Raw genomic sequence first — 23424 nt, forward strand, 5'->3', positions numbered from 1 at the left:
CACCCCAGGCTCCCCCACCGCGTCCGCCGCCCCGGGCCTGCCCGAGCTGCGCGCCCTAGTCCGCGAGACGATGCCGGCATACGCGGCCCCGCACGAGCTGGAACTGGTCGAGGCGATCCCCCTACTAGCCTCCGGCAAACCCGACCGCACCCGTCTCCGCGCAAGGCGGGAAAGCTAGGCGTACTCGCCCACGACCATGGCGACAGCCAGCTGACGGGTGACTGCTCGCCAAGAGCACACAGTAAGCAGGTAGTTACCTAAAGCGTCAACAACCTCAGCGTTGCGATCGCGTGCGAAGCCAGGTTCGAGCTTGCGAGAACCTGATCGTGCAGCGAGCCCCTGGGCGAGTCGGAGCGATGCAGCGATCACCGCAGTGCCCGTTGAAGGAGGGCGTTCAACGCCCGACGCCAAGGGCACTGCAATAAATGGAGCAATAAAATCGCATCTTCCGGGCACCACGATCCCCTGGGATCGTTCCTCCGCGGTCCGCAAGGCGGGACGGCCGATCCGCGGGTCCGGGAACAACAGCCCGGGCGTGCGACGTTCCGATAAGAGCGTGCGCCACCAGGCAACGGCTGCCGCGCCGCATTCACACCACTCGAAGGGAGGGGGGCGTCCCCATGCCGCGAACCGCCGCACACACCCCGCTCACGGAGCCGACGAGCCCCGCACTCGACGAGCTCCTCCAGCGCGGTCGTGCCCAAGGGCGCCTCTCGCTCGCCGAGGTGAGGGGGGCCTTCGAAGCCGCCGGGATCAGCCCGGCCCAGGGCCGCTCGATCCTGCGCGAGCTGTCGGAGGCCGGTATCAGCCTCGCCGGTGAGGGCGACCCCACCCGCAGGGCGACCGCCGCCGCCAACCTCGCCGCCGAGCACGCCGAGGGCGAGACCGGCCGGGCGGGCACCGGCACGGCGGGCGCGCCGAAGAAGCGCGCCGCCAAGAAGACCACCGGCAAGCCCGCGGCCAAGACGCCCGGCAAAACGGCGGGCAAGGCCGGCGCGGACACGGCGGGCGACGCCGACGACGAGTCGTTCGACGTCACCGAGGTCGAGGCCGCCGACTCCCCCGCCGACCTGGACGACCAGTCGACCACCATGGGCGACTCCGTCCACACCTACCTCAAGGCGATCGGCCGCCGCCAGCTGCTCACCGCCGACCAGGAGGTCGAGCTCGCCAAGCGGATCGAGGCCGGGCTCTACGCCGAGCACAAGCTGGAGACCGAGAAGCTCAGCCCCCGCATGCGCGCCGACCTGGAATGGGTCGCCGCCGACGGCCGCCGCGCCAAGGCCCACATGCTGGAGGCCAACCTCCGCCTCGTGGTGTCGGTCGCCAAGAAGTACTCCGACCGCGGCCTGTCGCTGCTGGACGTCGTCCAAGAGGGCAACCTCGGGCTGATCCGCGCGGTGGAGAAGTTCGACTACTCCAAAGGCTACAAGTTCTCCACCTACGCGATGTGGTGGATCCGCCAGGCCATCCAGCGCGGCTTCGCCGACTCGGCCCGCACGATCCGGCTACCCGTCCACGTCCTGGAGATGCTGAGCAAGCTCAGCCGCGTCGAGCGCGACATGCACCAGCGCCTGGGCCGCGAGCCAACCCCCGAGGAGCTCGGCGTCGAGCTGGACAAGAGCCCCGAGCAGATCCGCGAGCTGCTGCGCACCAGCCGCCAGCCGATCAGCCTGGACTCCACCATCGGCGAGGACGGCGAGACCCGCATCGGCGACCTCATCGAGGACACCGACAGCCCCGAGGCCGCCGAGCTGGTGGACCGCCAGCTCATGGCCGACCAGCTGCGCCGCACGCTGGACATCCTGTCCCCGCGCGAGGCCAAGATCATGGCGATGCGGTTCGGGCTCTACGACGGGACGCCCCGCACCCTGGACGAGATCGGCAAGGCCCTCGGGCTGACCCGTGAGCGGATCCGGCAGCTGGAGAAGGAGTCGCTGTCCAAGCTGCGGCACCCCAGCAACGCCCGTCCCCTGCTGGATTTCGCCGTCTGACCCGCGTGTCGGTGAAGGGCCCGCCAGACCGTCATGGTCCGGCGGGCCCTTCACCGTTCGCGGGGTCAGCAGCCCCGGATCCCGAAGGCCAGGAACTGGGTGACCTCACGGCTGTCGAAGTTGTCGTCGGAGCCGACCACCAGGCTGCACTCCCCCGACTTCAGGCGCGGCCCCCACGCCATGCCCTCCAGGTTCTGCACCGGCGTGCTGTAGCGGCCGAGGTCGGCGACCAGCCGCTTGGCCAGCGGCCGGTACCGCGCGCCCCCGGACAGGGCGTTGCGGGCCAGGACGTTCGTCGCGCCCCGCGTGTCGAACTCGTACAGCTTGACCTTGTAGTCCACGCCCTGCATCCAGGAGCGCTCCAGCGCCAGATAGCGGTGGTCGTCGATCGCGAGGATCTCCGACACGCCGCTGTCGGCGTCGCCGGTCGGCGGGACGGGCGCCGCCGGGAGCTTGTCGACCTGGTAGGCGTACTGCGCCCGCAGGCGCCCGTCCCGGCTCCACAGCGTGAGCCGGGTCGCCGCGCCGTGCTCCACGGTCGGCGGCGTGCCGTCCTCGTAGCGCGGGCCCTCGACCATCGCGGCGATGCCCCGCGGCGAGAACGTCAGCCCCTCGAACCCGAAGTTGCGGCGAGGGCCTCGGTGCTCCGCGGTCAGCTTGAGGTTGCCCGGGATGGGGAGCTGCCCCCGGTGGCGCCCGTCCCGGCCCGTCCACCGGACGAACAGGTCCGACACCGGGATGTCCTTGTGCGTCTCGTCCGGCCGGTCGCCCTCATGCGCCCACAGCAGCCGCCCGGTGCGCTGGTCGAAGCGGATCGTCTCCGGGTCGGCAGACTCGGGCTTGCCGTACCCCGGATACGGCGAGCCGTCCGGCCGCTTGAGGGTGGTCACGCCGGTGATCTTCACATCGGTGAACGCCCCGGAGGCCGGGTCGATGTCCAGCCGCCCGGTGTAGAACCGGGCCGGGTTGTACCTCCACCGGTCGTCGGAGATGAAGTACCAGGTGCCGGTACGGGGGTCGCGGTCGATGCCCGACAGCCCGCCGACGGTCGTGTTCTGGAACTTCATCATGTGCGGAAGGCGCCGCTCCCCGAGGAACCGCGTGATCCGCACCCCCGGCGCGGCCTTTCCTGCCGCCGCCTCGTCCGCCGCTCCGGCGGACGCCTCGGCGCGCGGCGAACGCCCGTCCGCGACCCCGGCGGCCGCCAGCCCCGCCGCGACCGCGACCACCGCCGCGATACCGCGCCACCTCACCTTGTGCCCGTGCACGTCCAATTCTCACCCTTTGCGCCCGATCGAATCCACTCCGTACGCAGAGGGTAGCGCCCGCGCCGGCCCGCGCGGCGGAACTCCAGGATCGCCACGCCCATCAGCCATCCGGGGGATCGCACGCCAGCCGGTAGCCGCGCTTGACGACGGTCTCGACGATCCCCGCGCTGCCGAGACCCCGGCGCAGCCGGGCCACCGCCATCTCCACCGCGTGCTCGTCGGCCTGCGGACGCGCGTCCCGCGACCACGGCGTCCCGCCCACGACCAGGCGGGACGGCAGCACCCCGCACAGCTCCGCCCGCGACACCACGTGCCCGGGACGCCGCGCGAGGGCCCGCAGGATCGCCATCGGCGCGGGCGCGATCGGACGCAGCCGACCGTCCAGGACGACCGCGTGACCGCGCAGCTCCAGCGAAAACCCGCGCACTAGGAGCCGCCGCGCGCGCAGTTCCGGCAGGTCCGAAACCAGGGCCCGCACCAGCGCGCCGATCCTGACCCGTTCGGGCTGGACGGTCGGGACGCCGCGCCCGGTCAGCGCCCTTGCGGTCACCGGGCCGACGCAGGCCGCCACCACATGGGTGCGCATCGCCTCCAGCAGCGGGCCCTCCAGCGCGTCCTCGGCCGCCACGGCCAGCGTCGCGGCGACCGTGGGGGCGCTGGTGAACGTGATCGCGTCCACCGTCCCCGCGACCGCCTGCCCGACCAGGCGCCGCAGCGGCGTGGAGTCGTCGGTGCGCGCCCAGCGGTACACCGGGATCTCGATCACCTCGGCCCCGGCGGCGCGCAGCGGCCCGGTCAGCTCGGGCTGCTGCTCCCCATAGAGCTGGACCGCCACCCGCGCACCGCGCAGGTCCTTCTCCAGTAGGCGCTCGACCACCTCCGCGCACCCCTCGGACTCCGGTGACCACCGCTCCCGCAGCCCGGCGGAACGGATAGCGCCCCGCGCCTTGGGGCCTCGGGCCACGAGGTCGGTCTCCGCGAGCCGCCCGATGAGCGCCTCGCGCAGCCCCCACCCGTCCGCAGCCTCCAGCCACGCCCGGAACCCGACCCCGGTCGTCACGACGGCGTGGTCCAGGGGCCGCTCGATGCAGGCCCGGGTCGCCTCCAGCAGCTCGGCGTCGTCGGACAGCGGGATCAGGCGGATGGCGGGAGCGTGCACGACCCTGGCACCGCGGCGCTCCAGGAGCGCGGCGAGCTCCTCGTGGCGGCGGGCCGCGGTCACGCCCACGGCGAACCCGGCCAGCGGCTCACTGCCCGTGCTCATGGGAGAGCACCACCTCCATCCGGTCGCCGGCCGCCTCTCGCCGGATCGGGAAGACCGGCACCACCACCCGCGAATCGTCCAGGCAGACCCCTGTGCGCAGGTCGAACACCTGCTCGTACATCGGCGAGGTCACCGTGGGCGCGCCATTGAACGTACAGAAATCGCCACGGGCCTTGACGTTGTAAGGTTTCGCGCGGTGACGAAGAGGACCCGGCCCTCCTGCTGGTCGCGCTCGTCCGTCCCCTCCGGCGTTCATGAGCCGATCCTCAGCAGAGGCGGTTTCGCGATTGCGTCCCCTCTGTCACCGGCGCGTTAAAAGGCGCTCACTCTGACATCCAGAGGCGACGAAGGATCCGCGACGGCGCTCTCCGGGCCCCGGGACCGGCCGGCGGGACCAAGCCTGAACCGGTGCCGGTTCCCCGCCGGGTCGCGGAGGTGACCGCGGCGTCAATCGCGCCTGACCAAGGACGTCCAGCCAGGTCAGAGAGGCTCTCCGGGACGCGGCGCCGGCGCCTTGGCCCGGTCCTTGACGATCGCGTGTCAAGCGTTGTCGAGCGTTGTCATGCCCCATTCGTCACCCTGGGCCCGCTTACCGAACGGATTCACGGCGCGCTGGTGATCTCGCGGACGAATGCGGCCACCGCCCGCGCGGGGGCGCGATCAGACCCCGCCCGGCACGCCTACCCTCTGTACATGCCCGACCTTGCCTACTACGCCTCACTGCCGCGCACCCGCGGCGCCGCGGCGGCCCTGCTGCTCGACGATCTCGGGCGCGTGCTGCTCGTCAAGCCCACCTACAAGGAGGGCTGGTTCCTGCCCGGCGGAGTCATCGAGGCCGACGAGTCCCCGCTGTCCGCGTGCGTGCGCGAATGCGAAGAGGAACTCGGTTTCGTCCCCCGCCTGGACGGGCTGGCCTGCGTCGACTGGGGCTCCCCGCAGGGCGGGATCGACTCCGTCAACGTCTTCGTGTTCGGCGGCGCCATCACCGGCGCGGAGGTCGGCGCGATCCGCCTGCCGGCCGACGAGCTCTCCGACCACGTCCTGGTGGCGCCGGAGAAGGTGCCCGAACTGGCGCCCGCGCACGTCTCCCGCCGCATGGAGCCCAGCCTGCGCGCCATGGCCACCCGCCGAGCCGTCTACCTGGAAGACGGCCGCGAACAAGCCTTCGCCACCCCCTGACGCTCCACCTGGGGCGCCGACGGCGTCCGAGGGCACCTGAGACGGCTGGGGCGCGCCTTCATTCGAGGACGGGCGGGCGTGCCTGGGCAGCAGGAACGTGGCGGCGAAGCACACCGCCGCCATCGCCATCGTGTAACCGGCGCCGACCCACTGGATCATGCTGGTCGAGCCGCCGAGGCCGTGCCGCATCGACGGCGCGGCGATGTTGGTGACCGGGGCGTCGAGCATGTCCATGATCGATCGCGATCCCCACCGAATCAAGTAGATGTTTGATTAATATATATATTGGCATAACGTAGACAAATAGATATATGATTGTGTCATGTCTGAGAAGAAGCCACGCAGATCCCCCAAGCCGCAGGAGCGGCAGCGCGATGCCGAGCGCACGCGCGGGCTCATCCTGGACGCGGCGCTCGCCGAGTTCGGCGCGCACGGGTACGCCGGTGCGCGGATCGCCGCGATCGCGGCCAGGGCGGGGGTCAACGTGCAGCTGATCTCGTACTACTTCGACGGCAAGGAGGGCCTCTACCAGGCCATCTCGCAGCACTGGCAAGAGCGGCAGGGCGACCTGGCACCGCCCGGCACGCCGCTGCCGGAGCAACTGCGCCGGTACGCGCTGGAGGCGCTGAACAACCCCGACGGTGTCCGGCTGCTGGCCTGGAACGGCCTGGAGTACACCGGCCCCTCGGCCGAAGTGGACGACGGCGAGGAGCGGCCGGTGGACGGCGCGGAGGGGCCGCGAGGAGGTGCCGACGAGGTCCGCGCCTTGCAGGCGGCCGGCCGGCTACCGGCCGAGTTGGATCCCGCCTGCCTGACCATCGCGATGATGGCCGCCGCGATGGCCCCCACCACACTCCCGCACATCATCCAGGGCGTGTGCGGAGCCGACCCCCGCTCCGCCGAGTTCGTCCGCCACTACGCCGACCAGATCGCCCTGCTCGCCCGGCTCCTCGGGCTCGACCCCGACCGGCCGGCCCCATCGTGAAGGAGTTCGCCATGGCCCACATCGCCTTTCTGAGCCCGCCCGCGGCCGGTCACCTCAACCCCACCCTGCCGATCGCCCGGGAACTGGTCGCGCGAGGTCACCGGGTCAGCTATCCCGCCGCCCCCTCGGTCGCCGACCGCATCCGCGAGACCGGCGCGGAGGTCCTGCGCTACAGCCCCCGCCAGAGCGAGCCGATCGTGATCGACGGCATGGACGCGGCGGCGCGCGCCACCCTGGCCCTGCTCCAGGACCTGGAGCACGACCTGCCGCAGATCGAGGCGGGCTACGCGGGCGACCGGCCCGATCTGATCGTCAACGACTGGCTCGCGTGGGCCGGCCCGATGCTGGCCGCCAAGTGGGGCGTCCCGCGGATCCAGTCCTGGAGCGCGCACGCCGCCAGCGAGGGATACGACTTCGGCCGGTTCGTCGCCGCGATGTTCGCGGCAAGCCCGATCAAGGCGCGGTTCGACGACCTGCTCGCCACGGTGCTGGACCGGCACGGCGTACCGCCGTTCGAGCTGCACGACTTCTACCGGCCCGCCGAGTTCAACCTCGTCTACCAGCCCCGGTCGTTCCACGTGCACAACGACACCTTCGACGACCGCTACGCCTTCGTCGGACCCACCCGCCCGTCCGACCCGCAGGGCTGGACCCCGCCGGGACGCCCCCTGGTGTACGTCTCGCTGGGCACGATCATCAGCGACCCGGCCTTCTTCCGCGCCTGCATCCAGGCGTTCACCGGCCAGCCCTACCAGGTCGTGCTGTCCGTCGGCCACGACATCGACCCGGCCGCCCTCGGCCCGCTGCCCGCCGGTATCGAGGCGCACCAACAGGTCCCGCAGCCCGCGGTGCTCGCGCACACCGACGTGTTCGTCACCCACGCGGGAATGAACTCCGCGATGGAGGCGCTGGCCGCCGCCGTACCGATGGTGGCGGTGCCCAGCACACCCGAGCAGCAGACCACCGCCGACCGCGTCGCCGAACTCGGGCTGGGCCAGACCTTCTCCCCGACCGAGGCGACCCCGGACCGCCTGCGCGACGCCGTCCGCGACCTGCTGGACGATGCCGCCACCAAGCAGCGGATGCGCGCCATGCAGCACGACGTGCGTGAGGCGGGCGGAGCCCCCCGGGCCGCTGACGCGATCGAGGCCCGGCTGTCCAGCGCCAAGACAACCGCCTCGCGCTGACCTCCCGACAACGCGTCGGCCTGCCCCGCCCACGCCAAACGCAGGCGGCGGTCGGCCCCGCCTCGGCAGAGCACACGCGAGGATGCAACGGGACGCGACCTCCATCTCCACGTTTCACAGCGGGACGCCGGCGGCGTGCGCGCCGGCCGGTCCGTCCTGGGCAGCGATCTCCTCGCGAGGGTGGCCTTGCCTCTGCCGGACGAGCCGCTGAGATGAAGCCGGGCTCACGGGAGGGGGTCGTGTGGTGGGCGGCCGATCAGCGGACGGGTGCCTCATGGAGATCACGACCCGACCGTGCAGCGCCAGGTCCCGGTGGAGCTCGCGCAGGACGGCGACCAGGTCGCGCAGGTGGTGGAGCACCAGGGCCGGCAGGACCAAGCCGACGCTGCCGTCGCCGAGCCGGTCCAGGGGCTCATCGAGGTCGCGGCCGCGCAGCCGACGTCAGGTCCGAGGCGTTCCCGCGCGCAGGCGATCGTTCCGGCACTGCTGCGGCCAGGCTCAGAGCCGCGCGAGAGCGGCAAACGCTGAGTCCGAGTATCGAAACGCCAGTTCTCGGAAACCCTCCATTGCTGGAAGGCTGGTCTTTGCAGACGTTGTTCTCGATGAGCTCATGCAACGGCCCTGGCCTCCAGGCATAAGAGCGTTGGGCTGAGTATGAGCGTGACCGCAGGCCGGCCCCCGTCCCGGCCCGTGTGGCCGCCGCTGGCAGGCTTTGCCCGTTCCGGAGCGGGCCGTTTCAAGGTCGCGGCTTGGGTACGACTCGCTGACATGGGAGGCCATCCGCCCCAAACCGCATACAATCACCCGACGCAAGCCGGGACGACGAGTCTCGTCATCGGGATGTTCAAGGGCCGCAACGCGATCCTGGCTGCGGTGGCGGGAGCCTTGTGTCTGGCAGCATCGGGTCCGATCACCCGGCTGGCGCGGACCAGTGCCGGGACGGCGGCCTTCTACCGATGCGCGCTGGTGGTCCTGGCGCCGCTGGCGGTGATGGAAACCCGCCGCCGCGGCCCCAGGTCGCGGCGGGAACGGATCGGCGCTTTGGCCGCCGGAGCGCTGCTCGGCGCCGACCTGATCTTGTGGAACCGGTCCATCGACGAGGCCGGCGCCGGCATCGCCACGGTCCTGGTCAACATTCAGGTCCTGCTCGTGCCGGTGCTGGCGCTGCTGATCGACCGCGAACCGATGAGTCGCCGCTTCCTGTGATCCGCCGGCCCGATGCTGCTGGGGGTGGCACTCAGCGCGGGCATCGCGGGCGAGGGCGCCTCGGGCACCGCCCCGATGGTGGGCGCCTTGCACGCCGCTGCCGCCGCCGGCTGCTACTCCGGCTATCTGTTCCTGCTGCGCCGCCACACCAGTGAGGAGCACAGCATGGGCGCAGTGCGCGACGTGTCGGTCAGCGCCGCACTGGTGGGTCTGATCGGAGGGCTCGCCTGGGGCGGCATCGAGTTGACGCCCGGTTGGGAGTCGTTCGGCTGGCTGGTGGCCCTGGCGCTGATCGGCCAGGTCATCGGCTGGCTGCTGGTCGCGGCGGCGTTGCGTGCGCTGCCCAGCCACGTCGGCTCCACCCTCCTGCTGCTGCAACCGGTCGGGGCGGTCGCCATCGGCTTGGTCTTCCTCAGCGAGCGCCCCAGTCCTGCCCAGTTCGCCGGGTGCACTCTGGTCCTCGGCGGAGTCGCGGCGATCAGCCTCACCGCGACCCGCCGCACCGCATCAGCCCGGTGACTACCTGACGGAGCACCCAAGCGAGCCCATGGGTCAGGTCTCAGACCGGTGCGACGTCGCGGATCTGGCGGCCGCGCTGGGGATCGGCGGTGCGCGCGCAATGGGCCGAGCAGTACCAGTGCCGGTCGACCTCGACGCCGTGCCCAAGGATGCGGCACTCGCAGTGCTCGCAGATCGGCGCCATCCGGGTGATCGCGCACTCGAACGAGTCGAACGTGTGGACGCCGCCCTGCGCATGCACCTCGAAGGACATCGCGTAGTCGTTACCGCAGACCTCGCAGGTCGCCATGTTCCGTGCCCTCTCCCCCCACCGCGTCGCGATCACTGTCTACCCAGGTCGCGGGCGCGCTACCCCAGCATGTCCCAGCCGCCTCACAGCCGGTCCGGCCACGCCGTGCGGGTTGCCTAATCCCCTGCAATCAGATAGTAATCAATTGACCACTCACTGTGATTGGAGCTGTTCATGCGCACGCCCCTCAAGCTGATCCTGACCGCGGCCACCACCTCGGCCGCCGCCGCGCTGACCCTGACCGCCCTCACCGGCCCGGCCCACGCCGCTTCCGTCGCTCCCGCCACCCATGCGGCTCCAGCGGCACCCGCCGGCGACGTCCCCGGCCTCGACGACCTCGACCCCGACAACCTCAACCCCGACAACCTCGACCTCGACCTCTGACCCCTGCGGCGCCCGGGTTCCCGGCGGCAGCGGGAACCCGGGCTTCGGCGGCTGGCGATCGCGAGGCGTACGGGACCGGAACTCCCGCGCCCAGCGTCAGCGCGTTGACGAACCGGCGCCGACGCCCCGTTGCGCCATGGATGCCAGCGCGACGGGCCAGGTTCCGACTTGGTCGATGCAATGAAGACTCCTACGCAATACTTACAGTAATTGATACATTACAATCAGCTACTCAAGCTGTTGCTCCCAACCGAGAGGACCTCCTCGTGGCTGCCATTACCCCCCGTACCGCGTCCGTCCGTGCGCCGGCCCTGGCCGGTCTCACCGCCGCGCTGCTGCCCCTGACCACCGCCGTGATCGCCATCACGGCCACCGTCCCCTCCCATGCGGCCTCCACCCACGCCGCCGCGCCGAGCCCCGGGACCGATCTGCTCGACGCGATGAGCGACATCCTCGGTGGAATCGACCCCGCCATCAATAGCGCCATCTAGAGCTGGGGCCGGATGAGAAGCTGGGCGCCCGCGTGCGGTCAAGAGGCTTGCCTGTGTCGGTCCATGACCCCTTTCGCATACCGCAGAGGCTTCGGCATAGCCGCGCGCGGTCGACCCCGCCCTACAGAACAGCTTGTAGCTGGCTGCACACTCGCTCTGAGCCAAGCCGCACATACGCACCCTGCGGGTTCACCATGGCCCTCGCCCCCGCCGCGGCCACCGCGCTGATTCTGACCGTTCCCACCGGCCTCGCCAACGCCGCTCCTGCCGCCCACACGGCTCCAGCGGTACCCGCAGACCTCGACTTCGCCAACGCTCTCACCAGTGCGAGAGCACCGTCGCCAGTATCAATTGGCCCTCTCAGCACCGACGTCCTCAGCGGGAGCCGCCGAGGACGTCGGTGCCCTGCATCGCTGGCGGTGCCGGGAACCGGGAGACTCGGCGGCAGATGATCACGCGGCGCACGCCCCCGCTGGGTCATTGCCGCAGAGCTCGCAGGTCTGTGCCCTCTCCCCGCTGTGTCGCGATCACTGTTCCAGCGCGTTCTGGTCGCTTCACAGCCGGTTCGGCCATGGGCGTGCAGCGGAGTTGGCACTGCAGCATCGCAGGTCACACGCGCGCGAAGCCGGGCGCTCCTACGTTCATGACGCCTCAGCGAACCCGACTCGGGCCTTCGATGACCGTCACCATCAGTACCGGACGCGGAGCCCCGCTTGCCCGGCTGAGGGTCCACCGGATCGACGACCGGCGTCCCGAGGACCCGGAGTCCTGGGAGGCCCTGGCGCAACCTGGTGTTCTCCACCTTCTCCGAGCACATCGGGTTCTCGGTGTGGACGTTGTGGTCGGTGCTCGTGCTGTTCCTCGGGTCCGCCTACGGCATCGACCCCGCAGGCAGGTTCACCCTCACGGCCGTCCCGGCGCTGGTCAGGGCCGGGCTGCGGATCCCCCACGGCTTCCGCCACCCGGTTCGGCGGACGCAACTGGACGATCTTCAGCGCATCGCTGCCGCCGGCCCACGCGGTGCTCGCCGCGTTCCTCGTCGAGCCGGGTGTCTCCTCCGCGATGCTGCTGGTCCTCGCGGCCATCGCGGGCGTCGGCGTTGGCGACGGCGACTTCGCCTCGTCCATGGCCGGCATCAACGCGTTCTACCCGTAGCGGCTCAAGGGCTGGGCGTTCGGTGTCGACGCGGGCGGCGGCAACCTCGGCGTCGTGGTCGCTGCCGCTGTTCCTCGCCGGGTTCGTCTTGCCGTTCGTGTTCAGCGGCGTCGGCAAGGCTAGATCTACAAGATGATCCCGGCGATCTTTCGGGCGGAGACCCGGTCCGGGGTGGCGGGGCGGCGAGCGTGAGGCCCGTAGGCTCGCCGGGGCGTTGATCGGGATCGCGGGGTCGTGGGCTCCTTCGGCGGTGTGCTGGTCAACATCGCCTTCCGGCAGTCGCTTCGGGGACGCCGCCTTCTACGCGTCGTGCTTCGCCCTCACCTGGCCGGCCTACCTGCTGGACCGCCCGGTGCGGCCGGGGGGCGTCTGACGCCGCGCCGTCCGCCCCGCCGCCGGCCGGTCCCCTCGTCCGGGGCCGGCCAGCGCGGCGAGCGGCCCGAGGAGCGCAGCACCGACTCCCACGCGTCGCCCGAGGCCAGCGGCAGGTGCGGGACGCCCCAGTGCCACGCCGACACCAGCAGGTCGGGGTCGCGCGGACGGTAGTCGGTGCCGGTCGCGCGGGCCATGTCCCAGGCGTGCAGGTGCCATTCCACGCACGCCGCGCCCGCGTGGTCGCCCACGGTGTACTTGGTGCCCCGGTAGATCAGGTGCGTCCGGTCCCACATGTCCGGCATCAGGTCGGCGTACGCGCCCGCCGACACCCCGAACGCCATGATCCGCTCGGGGCCCGGCTCGGGGGGCAGCACCGCGAGCTCGGCCGCGTTCTGCCGCGCCTGCTGCCTGATCAGGACGGCCGTCGCCGCGTCCTGCGCGAACAGCTTGGCCAGCCGGCTGTCGGGCGCGTCCTGCAAATACTCCAGGAAGTTCTCCGCCACGCACCGCAGGTGCCCGGCGAGGTCGATCAGCTGCCAGTCGGCGCACGGCGTGGGCACGTCCCAGTCGCCGGCCCCGTCCGCCAGCGCGCGGATCGCCTGCACCCCGTCCTGGTAGGACTCGAGTACGCGATGCCGGTCCGGCGGCGTGCGCTCCACGTGACTTCCCCCCGCGTCCAGAGCACCGTGGCCCTCTCCGCCGGAGCGCGTCCCCCCGCACCCGTCGCGACCTGCGGTGCGATGCGCCCCGGCGTTCCCCGAGAGGGCAGAATCTCAAAGTTCGGTGGCCGGTGCCACCCGGTGATGCTGTGTCGTCCCACGTCGGGGACTTCCCGCCCGAGCCCCCCTCCGGCGGGCGACCATGCCGCGCGCCCGGCTCAGACGGCCGCGGTGGGCCGCGTCCGGTAGCTGAGGCGGTGGGCCTCGCGGGCGGTGCGCAGGCGGTCGACCTCGTCGGTCCACGGCCGGACGGCCGGGCGCGCCTTGGCTTGGCGGCGGGCGATCTCGGCGGCCCGCCGCGCCTTGGCGTCCTGCGCGTCGGTCACGTAGACCTTCGGGCCCATCGCGACCCGCTCGGCGGCCTCCGCGGCGGCGAGCGCCTCGGTCATCGCCGTGTCGAAGGCGATGGTCAGCGCCCGCAGCTCCGGCTCGGGCGTCGCCGCACCCTGCGCCTCGCGCAGCGCCCGCTCGGCCTCGGTGGCCGCCGAGAGCCGCTCGAAATAGTCCGCGGCCAGCCGCTGGTCGGCCTCGTACGGCTCCGCGACGTCCTTGCTCACTCGGCGGCCCAGCGGCATCTGGTTCTCCTCAAGCTCATGATCTTCATCGTGCGATCCAGGCAAGCGTACGCCGGGCGCTCGGCGTGTTGTGTCGGGGGACACCAAAGTTCGGCCCTTTACGCAGTAAGGTGGCGTCTCATGGTGAGGCAACCGCAGATCAACGCGCAGAACCGCGCGCCGCTGTCCATCGAGCGCATCATCGAGGCCGCCCTGCAGATCGTGGACGGGCAGGGGCTGAGCCGCCTCACGATGCGCCGCCTCGGCGACGCGCTGGAGGTCGAGGCGATGGCGATCTACCACCACCTCCCCCGCGGCAAGGAGCAGCTCCTGGACGGCCTTGTCATGCACGTCGCCGCGGCCCCCGCCGACGCCGCCGCAGACGCCGACCTCCGCGACTGGGCCCGCGGCTACCGGGCCCGCCTGCTGGCGCACGCCGGCGTCCTGCCCCTGCTCGTCACGCGCCGCAACCCGGCCGCGCTGGCCACCACCGTCGCGTCCCTGCGGGAGGTGCTGCGCCGCGGCGCCGTCCCCGAGGACGTGGCGGCGGTCACCGCCCACACCCTGCTCGGCTACGTGATCGGCCACGCGGCGCTGGAGGTGCGCGGGACCGAGGAGGACGGCGCCGACCGCACCGTCGACTGGGACGCCCGCTTCGCCGCCGGCCTCGACCTCGTCCTCCGGGCCGCCTGAGCTCCGGGCCGCGCCCCGGTCAGTCCTCGACGACCAGGACCTCCAGGTGGCGGGGGCCGTGGACGCCCTCGACCCGCGTCATCTCGATGTCGTAGGTGGCGGACGGCCCGCTGATCCAGGTGAGCGGACGGGACGGGTCGAGCCGCGCGATCGCCTCCGGGACCGTTCCCACGATCTGGTCGGCCTGCACCACGCACAGGTGGTAGCCGGGGACGAGGCTGAGAGCCCGCCTCCCCTGGGCGCGGCCCCCGTCCAGCACGACGGTGCCGGTCTGCGCGACGGCCATCGCGCATCCGGTGACGGCCCCGTCGACCGCCGCGAGGGTCTCCACGTCGACCAGCGGCGTGTCGGCCAGCGCCCGCACGCCCTCCAGCTCGGCGAGCCACCCGAACGGCAGGTCGGCGGGGACGACGATCTGCTTGGCCTCCCGCCCCCACAGCGCGGCGGCCACCGCGGTGGGCAGCTCGTCGGCGCTCACGTGCCGCACCGCGGCCCGGTGATCGGCGACCCGCTCGGTGAACAGCGCCAGGACGTCGGCGCGGGTCTCGGCCTCGGCCCCGCTCAGCCGGCGGGCGTAACCGCGCGGGACCGGCGGGTGCGTGCCGCGCGCCCCGCCAAGGGCCTCCCGGACGCGCCGCAGGATCTCCTCGCGCGAGCTCACGGCCGCCTCCGGCGCGGGTTCACGGCGTCCTCCGCCGCCACCAGGCGCGGAAGCTCTCCGCGGGCGGGACGGGCAGGTCGCGGGCCTCGGTCCACTTACCGAGCAGGCCCGGCAGCCGGCGGATCCGGCCGCCGCGCGACAGCAGCCGCGCCCAGCGGGTGCCGCGCCGCAGGGCGGTCTCGTAGCGGCGCGGGTCGCCCATCGTCCAGGCCAGGCCGCGCATCATCAGCAGCTCCGGCGTCGGGACGGGACGGCGGCGCCGCGACTCGATGACCTTGCCGCGCAGGTGGACCAGGACGTCCGGGATGTCGATCTTCACCGGGCACACGTCCCCGCACGCGCCGCACAGCGTGGACGCGTACGGCAGGGACGCGTCGGCGGCGCTCTCCACCCCGCGCATCTGCGGGGTGAGGATCGCGCCGATCGGGCCCGGGTAGACCGGGCCGTACGCCTGGCCGCCCGTCCGCTCGTAGACGGGGCAGACGTTCAGGCAGGCCGAGCAGCGGATGCAGCGCAGCGCCGTCCGGCCGATCTCGTCGGCGAGCGCCTTGGTGCGCCCGTTGTCGAGCAGGACGAGGTGGAACGCGCGCGGCCCGTCGCCCGGGGTGACGCCCGTCCATGCCGAGACGTAGGGGGTCATCCGGTCGCCGGACGAGGAGCGCGGCAGCAGCTGAAGGAACACCTCAAGATCGGTCCAGGTCGGGACGACCTTCTCGATCCCGACGACGGAGATCAGCGTCTCGGGGAGGGTGAGGCACATCCGGCCGTTGCCCTCCGACTCCAGCAGGACGAGCGTGCCGGTCTCGGCGACCATGAAGTTGGCGCCCGTGATCGCGACCCGCGCGCCCAGGAAGCGGCGGCGCAGGTGCGCGCGGGCCGCCGCGGCGAGCGCGGCGGGGTCGCCGGGCAGGTCGGGCGGCGCGCCCGGCATCTCCCGCAGGAACAGCTCCCGGATCTCCGCGCGGTCGCGGTGCGCCGCCGGGGACAGCAGGTGGGACGGCCCGTCCCCGGCGAGCTGGACGACGAGGTCGGACAGGGCGGTCTCGCGGGCCGTGACGCCCGCCCGCGCGAGCGCGTCGTCCAGGCCGATCTCGCGGACGGCCAGCGACCTGGCCTTCACCACCTCCCGCGCGCCGGTCGCCCGCACCAGCCCGGTGACGACGCGGCGGGCCTCGGCCGCGTCGGCCGCCCAGTGGACGGTGCCGCCCGCCTCGGTGACCGCGCGTTCCAGCTCCTCCAGATGGGCGTCGAGGTTGAGCAGCGTCTCGTCCTTGATGGCGCGCCCGGCCTCGCGCAGGTCCTCCCAGTCGGCGGGCTCGGCGGCGCCGGCGGCCTGCCGGGCGCGCAGGGCGGCGGTGGCGCCGCGCAGGTTGCGGCGCAGCCCCGTGTCGGCCAGCGCGCCGCGGGCGGCGGCGGCGAACTTGGGCATCGGCAGCGGGACGGGCTCGCGCGCCCGCTCCCCGCCGCCCGCGCCGGTGGTCCCGGAGGAGGAGGACGTCGTCCCCGGGGAGGAGCCGGTCACGACGGACCCGTCCCGGCCAGGATCTCGGCCAGGTGCAGGACGCGGACGCCGCCGCGCAGCCGCGACAGCGCGCCGCCGATGTGGGCCAGGCACGAGTTGTCGACCGCGCACACCACGTCGGCGCCCGTGTCGCGGATGTGCCTGACCTTGTCGGCCACCATCGCGACCGACACGTCGGCGTTCTTCATCGCGAACGCGCCGCCGAACCCGCAGCACTCCCCCGCGGCGGGCAGCTCCACCAGGTCGAGCCCCCGCACGGCGCGCAGCAGCCGCAGCGGGCGGTCGGCGACGCCCAGGGTCCGCGCGGACTGGCAGGTCGGGTGGTAGGTGACGCGGTGCGGGAAGTAGGCGCCGACGTCGGTGACGCCCAGCACGTCCACCAGGAACTCCGTCAGCTCGTAGACGGCGAGGCCCTCGGCGGCGCGGGCCAGCGCGGGGTCGCGGGCCGTCCGGGCGATGCGCGGGTAGGCGTCGCGGACGGCGGCGGCGCACGAGGCGGACGGCGTCACCACGACCTCCCGCCCGTCGAAGACGCCGGTGAACGCGCGGGCGAGGCCGGCGGCCTCGCGGTGGTAGCCGGTCGTCCAGTGGACCTGCCCGCAGCACGTCTGGGCGGGCGGATAGGCGACCTCGTGCCCGAGCCGTTCCAGCAGCGCCGTGACGGCCTTGCCGGTGCCGGGGAACATCGCGTCGTCGAAGCACGCGACGAACAGCGCCACGCGCATACCGGCCCACCCCCATCGCCTCGCAAGCACGCCCCCCAGGGGACATCGTAGGGCGCGCGGACGGGCCGTCCGGGGGAAACGATCGCACCCGCCCGGCCGGAACCGGGCCGGCGATCATGACGGTAACGTTCGCCGGCCCGACGGCGTGTCGTTCTTCGTCCGTTATCGACGGCGAGGCACGCTATGCCCTGACACCTCAGGGTGAGACGGGTCACACCCGTCCGGTACTTCGGTACCAAGGGACAACCGTCCCAACGGGCTATGGCCCGCGAGGGCGAACCGTTCCACACTTGGGGACGTCAATAAGGAAAAGCCCCGCAACCAACCAGTAGTCGAGACCGGAGGCACGCCGATGTGCCCGCACCAGCCGCCCTGTCCCTCACACCAAGCACCTGATCGCGACGCCGCGCGTACGCTGGCCGCCCACCCCGAGCAGGGGTGGAGCCTGCTGTGCAACGGCGTCGTGCTCTTCGAGGACACCGGTGAGCTGCTGCCCGACGGGGGAATCATCGCACCGCACCGGCCGACGGACCTTCCGGCTCCGTCAGCCGCCTGACCAGTCTCTCCACGGGGGACTAGTTCGAACGGGTGATCACCTCGGGGGCACGCTCACCTGCCCGCGAACCTCTGGGCCCAGCGCCGGGCCCAGAGGAGCTTTGAACATCAGCTCCGCCTCGCCTCCGCCCGGGGGCGGGCCCAGCGGCGAAGCCACGGCTCCACCGCCCCGGCCACGGCGCCGGGATCCCGGTTCAGGTCGTGCCGCTCTCCCGCCAGCACGGTGACCGACGCCGCGTCCGCCGCGTCCGGCACGCCGAAGGGGTCCCGGTCCCCGTTGACGACCAGGACCTCCACCCCCGCCGATCGCAGTTCCGCCACGCGCGTCTTCTCCGGACGGCCCGGCGGGCGCAGCGGGAACGCCAGCGCGACGACGCCGGCCGCCCCGGCCTCCCGCGCCGTCCGGCACGCGACCCGGGCCCCGTTGCTCCGCCCGCCCTGGACGAGCGGGACGTCCCCGAACCGCTCCCGCAGCGCCGCGACGACCTCCAGCCACGCCTCGTCCTGCTTGGCCGCCGGCCCGGGCGCCCGGCGCCCCGCCAGCCGGAACGGCTGCGTCACCCGCGCCACCGCGCCGCCGAGCCCGAGCGCGGCCCCGCGCACCGCGAGCAGGTCGGCCGCGTCCACTCCCCCGTTCGACCCGTGGGTCAGGACGAGCAGGAACGCCGGGTCGTCCGCCTCGTCCAGCACGGCCTCGGCCGGACCGTGCGCCGTCACGATGTCCATGCCCGTCACCGTAGCCTCCCCGCGTCCCCGAGGACCGCGTGGGGCACACTGGGTGCATGGCGAAGATGACCGACAGTGAATGGCGCGCGTTCGTCTCGGCGGGCACCCGCACCGGCAAGGCGGCCGTCACCCGCAAGGACGGGGGCCCGCACGTCACGCCGATCTGGTTCGTCCTGGACGGCGACGACGTGGTGTTCACCACCCACGGCGAGAGCGTCAAGGGCCGCGCGCTGGCACGCGACCCCCGCGTGACGATCTGCGTCGACGACGACACCCCGCCGTTCTCGTTCGTGATCATCCGGGCCGAGGCGGCCCTCCTGGACGACCTCGACGAGACGCGCAAGTGGGCGGCCGTCATCGGCGGCCGCTACATGGGCGCCGACCGGGCCGAGGAGTACGGCGCCCGCAACGGCGTCCCCGGCGAGTACCTGGTCCGCGCCCGCATCACCAAGGTCATCGCAGAACGCGACATAGCAGACTAACTAGGATTCCGTGCCCGGTGCGCCCATCGCGAGGCGGAGGCGTTCGGCGAAGCTCTCGTGCAGGAGCGGGCCCCAGGGGTAGTCGGTCGGGACCCGCACGGCCCTGCCGAGGACCTCGTGCGTCTCGCCGGGGCGGCGTTCGCGCGGCTCGTCGGCGTAGCGGACGGCCAGGAGCGCGTACATGTGGTCGAGGGCGCCGAACGCCTCGCCCGCGAGGGCCGGGAGGGTCCCGTCGGAGACGGCCTGCTCCAGGACCGGCTCCCACCACAGGTCGGCGGGGTCGCCGTCCTCGTCGTCGGCGGCGAAGTCGCGGCGCAGCCGGGCCCGGACCTGCCCGGCGACGCCGGGGTCGGACAGGCCGCGCCGCCACACCTCGCCCGCCTCGGCGGCGCGGCCGCGCAGCGGCAGGGTGCGCGCGAGCAGCTCGGTGGCCAGCGGCCCGACCTCGGGGTCGGCGGCCTCGGCGGTGCCGAGGGCGGCGCCGAACGCGCCGATGGCCTGGTCGAGGTGGGAGATGCCGAGCGCGACGGCGAGCCGCGCGTAGGCGTAGGGGGCGGTGCCGCGGTCGATGAGCTTGAGCCCGGCGGTCAGGATCCGCTGGGCGCGGGCGGGCTCGCCACGCTCCAGGAGCCGCTGCGCGAGGTCGTGCGCGGCGGGCGGCCCGTACTCGGGGTCGCCGGTCGCGAGCACGGCCTCCCAGTGGCCCCGGGCGGCGTCGAAATCGCCGCCGTCGTCGGCGAGCCTGGCGAGGGCCAGGTGCGCGGGCGGGAGGTAGGCGGGGTTGGCGAAGTCCACGACGACGCGCCAGGCGGGGGCGGCCTGGTCGTGCTCCCCGGCCCGCTCGTGGGTCAGGGCCAGGTGGTAGGCGGCGCGCGGGCCGTACTCGGGGTCCCCGGTGGCGATGGCGACGCGGTCGGCCTCCCGTGCCCGCGCCACGTGCCCGGCGTCGTCCAGGACGACCGCGAGGCCGAGCGCGGCCCGCGCCCGGTGGGGGGTCTCGCCCAGCGCGAGCACCCGCTCGAACAGCTCGGCGGCCCGGTCGGCCTCGCCGTTCTCGGCGAGCGTCCGGGCCTCCTCGCACAGCCGGGCCGGGTCGTCGGATGCGGACTCCGGGTCCGCGGACTCGCTCATCGGTCTTCCACTGCCCTCTGGGGGTTCGGGGTCCGCACAGAGCCTAGCGATCCGATACCGCCGCGTCTCGCGATGACACCCCGAAACCCCGGCATGATCACCGATCGGTGCCGGCGCCCGGGAGGGCGCGCGGCGGCGGGCCCTCCCGGAGCGGATCAGTCCTCGAACGCCTCCGGCGGGGGGCAGGAGCAGACGAGGTTGCGGTCGCCGTAGGCCTGGTCGATGCGGCGGACGGGCGGCCAGTACTTGCCCTCGCGCAGCGCCGGGACGGGGTAGGCGGCCTCCTCGCGGGTGTAGGGGTGCTTCCAGTCGTCGGAGATCAGGCAGTCGGCGGTGTGCGGGGCGTTCTTGAGCGGGTTGTCCTCGGCGTCGTAGCCGCCGTCGGCGACCCGCTGGATCTCGCGGCGGATCTCGATCATCGCGTCGCAGAACCGGTCGAGCTCGGCGAGGTCCTCGCTCTCGGTGGGCTCGATCATCAGGGTGCCCGCCACCGGGAACGACAGGGTCGGGGCGTGGAAGCCGTAGTCGACCAGGCGCTTGGCGACGTCCTCGGCGGTGATCCCCGTCTCCTTGGTGATCTTGCGGAGGTCGGCGATGCACTCGTGGGCGACGAGCCCGTTGCGGCCGGTGTAGAGGATCGGGTAGTGCGGGCCCAGGCGGGCGGCCAGGTAGTTGGCGCCGATGATGGCGCCCTCGGTGGCCGCGCGCAGGCCGTCCGGCCCCATCATGGCGATGTAGGCCCAGGAGATCGGCAGGATGCCCGCCGAGCCCCACGGCGCCGCCGAGATCGGCCCCACACCCGTTGAGGAGGGGCCCGCCTCGCCGCGCAGCGGGTGGTTGGGCAGGAACGGCGCCAGGTGCTCGCGGACGCCGATCGGGCCGACGCCGGGGCCGCCGCCGCCGTGCGGGATGCAGAACGTCTTGTGCAGGTTGAGGTGGGAGACGTCCGAGCCGAACTCGCCGGGACGGGCGAGCCCGACCAGGGCGTTGAGGTTGGCGCCGTCCACGTAGACCTGGCCGCCCGCCGCGTGCACGGCGGCGCAGACGTCGGTGATCGTCTCCTCGAACACCCCGTGCGTGGACGGGTAGGTCACCATGATCGCGGCGAGCCGCTCGCCGTGCCCCGCGATCTTGGCGTGCAGGTCGTCCAGGTCGACGTTGCCGCCCTCGTCGCAGGAGACGACGACGACGCGCATCCCGGCCATGACGGCGCTGGCGGCGTTGGTGCCGTGCGCCGACGACGGGATCAGACAGACGTCGCGGTGCCCCTCGCCCCGGGAGGCGTGGTAGCCGCGGATGGCCAGCAGCCCGGCCAGCTCGCCCTGGGACCCGGCGTTCGGCTGGAGGGAGACCTTCGCGTACCCGGTGATCTCGGCGAGCGCGTTCTCCAGCTCGCGGATCAGCTCCAGGTAGCCGCGGGCCTGCTCGACGGGGGCGAACGGGTGGATGTCCGCGAACTCCGGCCAGGTGACCGGCTCCATCTCGGTGGTGGCGTTCAGCTTCATCGTGCAGGAGCCGAGCGGGATCATCGAGCGGTCGAGCGCGATGTCCTTGTCCTGGAGCCTGCGCAGGTAGCGCAGCATCGCGGTCTCGGAGCGGTGTGCGTGGAAGACGGGGTGGGTCAGGTAGGGGCTCTCGCGGCGCAGCGCGTCCGGGAACGCCTCGTCCGTGGCGCCGAGGTCGCCAGCGGGCACGCCGAACGCCTCCAGGACGGCGGTGACGTGCTCGGGGAGCGTCGTCTCGTCGCAGGCGACCGCCACCTCGTCGGCGCCGGACAGGCGCAGGTTGACGCCGCGCTCGCGGGCGGCGGCCACGACCTCGGCGGCCCGGCCGGGGACGCGGGCGAGGACGGTGTCGAAGAACGAGCCGTGCACGACCTCGACGCCGCCGCGGCGCAGCCCCGCGGCGATCTCGGCGGCCCGGCGGTGCGTCCGCTGGGCGATGGCGGCCAGGCCCTCGGGGCCGTGGTAGACGGCGTACATGCTCGCCATCACGGCGAGCAGCACCTGCGCGGTGCAGATGTTGCTGGTGGCCTTCTCGCGGCGGATGTGCTGCTCGCGGGTCTGCAGCGCCAACCGGTAGGCGACCGCGCCGTCGGCGTCGATCGACACGCCGACGAGCCGTCCGGGAAGCTGGCGCTGGATGCCCTCGGCGACGGCCATGTACCCGGCGTGCGGACCGCCGAAGCCGTACGGGACGCCGAACCGCTGGGACGAGCCCACGGCGATGTCGGCGCCGGACTCGCCCGGCGGGCGCAGCAGCGTCAGCGCGAGCAGGTCGGCGGCCACGACGACCTTCGCGCCGCGCTCACGCGCCCGCGCGGCGATCGGCTCCAGGTCGCGGACGGCGCCGGACGCGCCGGGGTACTGCAGCAGCACGCCGAAGAAGTCGCCCTCGGGCAGCCCGTCCGAAAGGTCGGCGGTCACGACCTCGATGCCGAGCGGGACCGCCCGAGTGCGGACGACCTCGATCGTCTGCGGGAGCGCGTCGGCGTCCACCAGGAACGCCCCGGGGACCTTGCGCTTGGACACGCGGTGCGCCAGGGCCATGGCCTCGGCGGCGGCGGTGCTCTCGTCCAGCATCGAGGCGTTCGCGACCGGCAGCCCGGTGAGGTCGGCGACAACGGTCTGGAAGTTGAGCAGAGCCTCCAGGCGGCCCTGCGAGATCTCCGGCTGGTACGGCGTGTAGGCGGTGTACCAGCCCGGGTTCTCCATGACGTTCCGCAGGATCACGCCCGGGGTGATCGTCCCGTGGTAGCCGAGGCCGATCATGGAGGTGAGGACGGTGTTGCGGCCCGCCAGATCGCGCAGCCGGGCCAGCGCGGCGCTCTCGCTCAGCGCGGGCGGCAGGTCCAGCGGACGCCCGCTGCGGATCGCGGCCGGCACCGCCTCGTCGATGAGGGCCTCCGCGCTGGAGTAGCCGATGGCCGCCAGCATCCGGGCCTGGTCGTCGGGGGAGGGACCGACGTGCCGGTCGGCGAACGTCGACCGGGGGTGCTGCGGCGAGGCCACCGGGGCGAAGTACTGGGCTGTCATGGGGAGAGCCTCCTGGCTGCTGCGGTCGCTCAGGGCAGCCGCCGGCGCGGCCGGCGGCCGTCTCCCCCTCTGTCATCGGCACCTGAGAGCTTCACCCGCCGCGGCGGGGTTTCCCCTTCGGTGAGCCGCCCTTCCCCCGGAGGGGAGATCGACGCCTGCTTTCCAGAGGTGCCTCGCCCGAGCGGTCCTTTTGCCTGAGAGGTTCCGGGGAGGTTGCCCCTTCGGCGCCCCACGCCGGCTTGCGCGGAGTCTCTCCCGCTCAGGGTCGACGGCATGTCTTGGGCAAACCCTACCCAACGATCGCCGGAAACGATCGTCCCGCCCC

At 73.0% G+C, this 23424-nt stretch carries 25 protein-coding genes and 2 riboswitches; of the genes, 13 read left to right on the top strand and 12 right to left on the bottom strand.

Annotation, left to right across the window (positions count from 1 at the left end):
* The first annotated feature begins 620 nt into the window (after positions 1-620).
* A complete protein-coding gene (locus tag E1298_RS24255; protein WP_131897042.1) occupies positions 621-1994 on the top strand; it encodes an RNA polymerase sigma factor in 1374 nt (457 codons plus the stop codon).
* Between the two features lie 65 nt (positions 1995-2059).
* Here the strand turns inward: E1298_RS24255 and E1298_RS24260 are convergent, their stop codons facing one another.
* The 3 genes from E1298_RS24260 to E1298_RS51855 all read right to left on the bottom strand — a co-directional run bounded on the left by E1298_RS24260 (position 2060) and on the right by E1298_RS51855 (position 4659).
* Positions 2060-3262: an esterase-like activity of phytase family protein gene (locus E1298_RS24260; protein ID WP_243725768.1), complete on the bottom strand. Its 1203-nt coding sequence runs from the start codon at positions 3260-3262 to the stop codon at positions 2060-2062.
* A 100-nt stretch (positions 3263-3362) separates the two neighbouring features.
* On the bottom strand, positions 3363-4526 hold the full coding sequence (locus E1298_RS24265) for a uroporphyrinogen-III synthase (protein WP_131897044.1): 1164 nt from the start codon (positions 4524-4526) through the stop codon (positions 3363-3365).
* On the bottom strand, positions 4510-4659 hold the full coding sequence (locus tag E1298_RS51855) for a nitrite reductase (NAD(P)H) small subunit (RefSeq protein ID WP_243725769.1): 150 nt from the start codon (positions 4657-4659) through the stop codon (positions 4510-4512). The genes E1298_RS24265 and E1298_RS51855 overlap by 17 nt, the downstream gene beginning before the upstream one ends.
* A 560-nt stretch (positions 4660-5219) precedes the next feature.
* Between E1298_RS51855 and E1298_RS24275 the strand changes: the two genes are divergently transcribed.
* The 6 genes from E1298_RS24275 to E1298_RS24300 all read left to right on the top strand — a co-directional run bounded on the left by E1298_RS24275 (position 5220) and on the right by E1298_RS24300 (position 9602).
* Entirely contained in the window at positions 5220-5705 is a 486-nt protein-coding gene (locus tag E1298_RS24275; protein ID WP_131897048.1) for an NUDIX domain-containing protein, read from the top strand.
* A gap of 322 nt (positions 5706-6027) precedes the next feature.
* Positions 6028-6690, top strand: a complete 663-nt coding sequence (locus E1298_RS24280) for a TetR/AcrR family transcriptional regulator (RefSeq protein WP_131897050.1) — start codon at positions 6028-6030, stop codon at positions 6688-6690.
* 11 nt (positions 6691-6701) lie between these two features.
* Positions 6702-7877 (top strand): macrolide family glycosyltransferase, encoded by a 1176-nt coding sequence (locus tag E1298_RS24285; protein WP_131897052.1) that lies wholly within the window; start codon positions 6702-6704, stop codon positions 7875-7877.
* Between the two features lie 294 nt (positions 7878-8171).
* Entirely contained in the window at positions 8172-8405 is a 234-nt protein-coding gene (locus E1298_RS24290; protein WP_131897054.1) for a hypothetical protein, read from the top strand.
* 312 nt (positions 8406-8717) lie between these two features.
* Positions 8718-9083 carry an EamA family transporter gene (locus tag E1298_RS24295; protein ID WP_165975642.1) on the top strand — a complete coding sequence of 122 codons (366 nt, stop codon included), beginning with the start codon at positions 8718-8720 and terminating at the stop codon, positions 9081-9083.
* 24 nt (positions 9084-9107) lie between these two features.
* Entirely contained in the window at positions 9108-9602 is a 495-nt protein-coding gene (locus tag E1298_RS24300) for an EamA family transporter (protein ID WP_165975643.1), read from the top strand.
* 40 nt (positions 9603-9642) lie between these two features.
* Here E1298_RS24300 and E1298_RS24305 read toward each other — a convergent pair whose 3' ends face one another.
* Positions 9643-9891 (bottom strand): hypothetical protein, encoded by a 249-nt coding sequence (locus tag E1298_RS24305; RefSeq protein ID WP_131897060.1) that lies wholly within the window; start codon positions 9889-9891, stop codon positions 9643-9645.
* Between the two features lie 174 nt (positions 9892-10065).
* Between E1298_RS24305 and E1298_RS24310 the strand changes: the two genes are divergently transcribed.
* The 3 genes from E1298_RS24310 (at position 10066) to E1298_RS51275 (ending at position 11921) form a co-directional block, all read left to right on the top strand.
* On the top strand, positions 10066-10275 hold the full coding sequence (locus tag E1298_RS24310) for a hypothetical protein (RefSeq protein ID WP_131897062.1): 210 nt from the start codon (positions 10066-10068) through the stop codon (positions 10273-10275).
* Between the two features lie 266 nt (positions 10276-10541).
* Positions 10542-10766 carry a hypothetical protein gene (locus E1298_RS24315; protein WP_131897064.1) on the top strand — a complete coding sequence of 75 codons (225 nt, stop codon included), beginning with the start codon at positions 10542-10544 and terminating at the stop codon, positions 10764-10766.
* Positions 10767-11786: 1020 nt separating this feature from the next.
* A complete protein-coding gene (locus tag E1298_RS51275; RefSeq protein ID WP_279499117.1) occupies positions 11787-11921 on the top strand; it encodes a hypothetical protein in 135 nt (44 codons plus the stop codon).
* Between the two features lie 320 nt (positions 11922-12241).
* Here E1298_RS51275 and E1298_RS24325 read toward each other — a convergent pair whose 3' ends face one another.
* Complete coding sequence (locus E1298_RS24325; protein WP_131897066.1) at positions 12242-12955, bottom strand: maleylpyruvate isomerase N-terminal domain-containing protein; 714 nt, start codon at positions 12953-12955, stop codon at positions 12242-12244.
* A 218-nt stretch (positions 12956-13173) separates the two neighbouring features.
* A complete protein-coding gene (locus E1298_RS24330) occupies positions 13174-13590 on the bottom strand; it encodes a plectin (RefSeq protein ID WP_131897068.1) in 417 nt (138 codons plus the stop codon).
* A 120-nt stretch (positions 13591-13710) separates the two neighbouring features.
* On the opposite strand from E1298_RS24330, the gene E1298_RS24335 reads away from it, so the two are divergent.
* Positions 13711-14262: a TetR family transcriptional regulator gene (locus E1298_RS24335; protein WP_131897070.1), complete on the top strand. Its 552-nt coding sequence runs from the start codon at positions 13711-13713 to the stop codon at positions 14260-14262.
* A 19-nt stretch (positions 14263-14281) separates the two neighbouring features.
* Here the strand turns inward: E1298_RS24335 and E1298_RS24340 are convergent, their stop codons facing one another.
* The 3 genes from E1298_RS24340 to E1298_RS24350 form a co-directional block, all read right to left on the bottom strand.
* The gene (locus E1298_RS24340; protein ID WP_131897072.1) at positions 14282-14923 is read right to left on the bottom strand and encodes a LutC/YkgG family protein; all 642 of its coding nucleotides are present in this window, start codon (positions 14921-14923) and stop codon (positions 14282-14284) included.
* 19 nt (positions 14924-14942) lie between these two features.
* Positions 14943-16352, bottom strand: coding sequence for a lactate utilization protein B (locus tag E1298_RS24345; protein ID WP_131897088.1), 1410 nt, complete (start codon positions 16350-16352; stop codon positions 14943-14945).
* A gap of 89 nt (positions 16353-16441) precedes the next feature.
* The gene (locus E1298_RS24350) at positions 16442-17170 is read right to left on the bottom strand and encodes a (Fe-S)-binding protein (RefSeq protein ID WP_131897074.1); all 729 of its coding nucleotides are present in this window, start codon (positions 17168-17170) and stop codon (positions 16442-16444) included.
* Between the two features lie 352 nt (positions 17171-17522).
* On the opposite strand from E1298_RS24350, the gene E1298_RS50510 reads away from it, so the two are divergent.
* Positions 17523-17726, top strand: coding sequence for a DUF5999 family protein (locus E1298_RS50510; RefSeq protein ID WP_131897076.1), 204 nt, complete (start codon positions 17523-17525; stop codon positions 17724-17726).
* Positions 17727-17833: 107 nt separating this feature from the next.
* Here E1298_RS50510 and E1298_RS24360 read toward each other — a convergent pair whose 3' ends face one another.
* Entirely contained in the window at positions 17834-18451 is a 618-nt protein-coding gene (locus E1298_RS24360) for an alpha/beta hydrolase family protein (RefSeq protein WP_131897078.1), read from the bottom strand.
* Between the two features lie 56 nt (positions 18452-18507).
* Between E1298_RS24360 and E1298_RS24365 the strand changes: the two genes are divergently transcribed.
* Complete coding sequence (locus E1298_RS24365; RefSeq protein ID WP_131897080.1) at positions 18508-18933, top strand: PPOX class F420-dependent oxidoreductase; 426 nt, start codon at positions 18508-18510, stop codon at positions 18931-18933.
* Here E1298_RS24365 and E1298_RS24370 read toward each other — a convergent pair whose 3' ends face one another.
* Both E1298_RS24370 and gcvP read right to left on the bottom strand, forming a co-directional pair.
* Positions 18934-20064 (bottom strand): tetratricopeptide repeat protein, encoded by a 1131-nt coding sequence (locus tag E1298_RS24370; protein WP_131897082.1) that lies wholly within the window; start codon positions 20062-20064, stop codon positions 18934-18936.
* Between the two features lie 155 nt (positions 20065-20219).
* A complete protein-coding gene (gene gcvP, locus E1298_RS24375) occupies positions 20220-23099 on the bottom strand; it encodes an aminomethyl-transferring glycine dehydrogenase (protein ID WP_131897084.1) in 2880 nt (959 codons plus the stop codon).
* A 59-nt stretch (positions 23100-23158) separates the two neighbouring features.
* Positions 23159-23271, bottom strand: a riboswitch (glycine riboswitch).
* Positions 23272-23367: riboswitch (glycine riboswitch) on the bottom strand. It lies immediately after the preceding riboswitch.
* Positions 23368-23424: the final 57 nt, after the last annotated feature.

It is taken from the genome of Actinomadura rubrisoli (assembly GCF_004349215.1).
In the GTDB taxonomy this organism is placed as follows: domain Bacteria; phylum Actinomycetota; class Actinomycetes; order Streptosporangiales; family Streptosporangiaceae; genus Spirillospora; species Spirillospora rubrisoli.

Coding starts and splice junctions, on each gene's coding strand:
- E1298_RS24350 (WP_131897074.1), bottom strand. CDS start 17,170: ATGCGCGTGGCGCTGTTCGTCGCGTGCTTCGACGACGCGATGTTCCCC.
- E1298_RS24280 (WP_131897050.1), top strand. CDS start 6,028: ATGTCTGAGAAGAAGCCACGCAGATCCCCCAAGCCGCAGGAGCGGCAG.
- E1298_RS24305 (WP_131897060.1), bottom strand. CDS start 9,891: ATGGCGACCTGCGAGGTCTGCGGTAACGACTACGCGATGTCCTTCGAG.
- gcvP (WP_131897084.1), bottom strand. CDS start 23,099: ATGACAGCCCAGTACTTCGCCCCGGTGGCCTCGCCGCAGCACCCCCGG.
- E1298_RS24330 (WP_131897068.1), bottom strand. CDS start 13,590: ATGCCGCTGGGCCGCCGAGTGAGCAAGGACGTCGCGGAGCCGTACGAG.
- E1298_RS24265 (WP_131897044.1), bottom strand. CDS start 4,526: ATGAGCACGGGCAGTGAGCCGCTGGCCGGGTTCGCCGTGGGCGTGACC.
- E1298_RS24370 (WP_131897082.1), bottom strand. CDS start 20,064: ATGAGCGAGTCCGCGGACCCGGAGTCCGCATCCGACGACCCGGCCCGG.
- E1298_RS50510 (WP_131897076.1), top strand. CDS start 17,523: ATGTGCCCGCACCAGCCGCCCTGTCCCTCACACCAAGCACCTGATCGC.
- E1298_RS24335 (WP_131897070.1), top strand. CDS start 13,711: ATGGTGAGGCAACCGCAGATCAACGCGCAGAACCGCGCGCCGCTGTCC.
- E1298_RS24365 (WP_131897080.1), top strand. CDS start 18,508: ATGGCGAAGATGACCGACAGTGAATGGCGCGCGTTCGTCTCGGCGGGC.
- E1298_RS24295 (WP_165975642.1), top strand. CDS start 8,718: ATGTTCAAGGGCCGCAACGCGATCCTGGCTGCGGTGGCGGGAGCCTTG.
- E1298_RS24310 (WP_131897062.1), top strand. CDS start 10,066: ATGCGCACGCCCCTCAAGCTGATCCTGACCGCGGCCACCACCTCGGCC.
- E1298_RS24360 (WP_131897078.1), bottom strand. CDS start 18,451: ATGGACATCGTGACGGCGCACGGTCCGGCCGAGGCCGTGCTGGACGAG.
- E1298_RS24255 (WP_131897042.1), top strand. CDS start 621: ATGCCGCGAACCGCCGCACACACCCCGCTCACGGAGCCGACGAGCCCC.
- E1298_RS24285 (WP_131897052.1), top strand. CDS start 6,702: ATGGCCCACATCGCCTTTCTGAGCCCGCCCGCGGCCGGTCACCTCAAC.
- E1298_RS24275 (WP_131897048.1), top strand. CDS start 5,220: ATGCCCGACCTTGCCTACTACGCCTCACTGCCGCGCACCCGCGGCGCC.
- E1298_RS24345 (WP_131897088.1), bottom strand. CDS start 16,352: ATGCCCAAGTTCGCCGCCGCCGCCCGCGGCGCGCTGGCCGACACGGGG.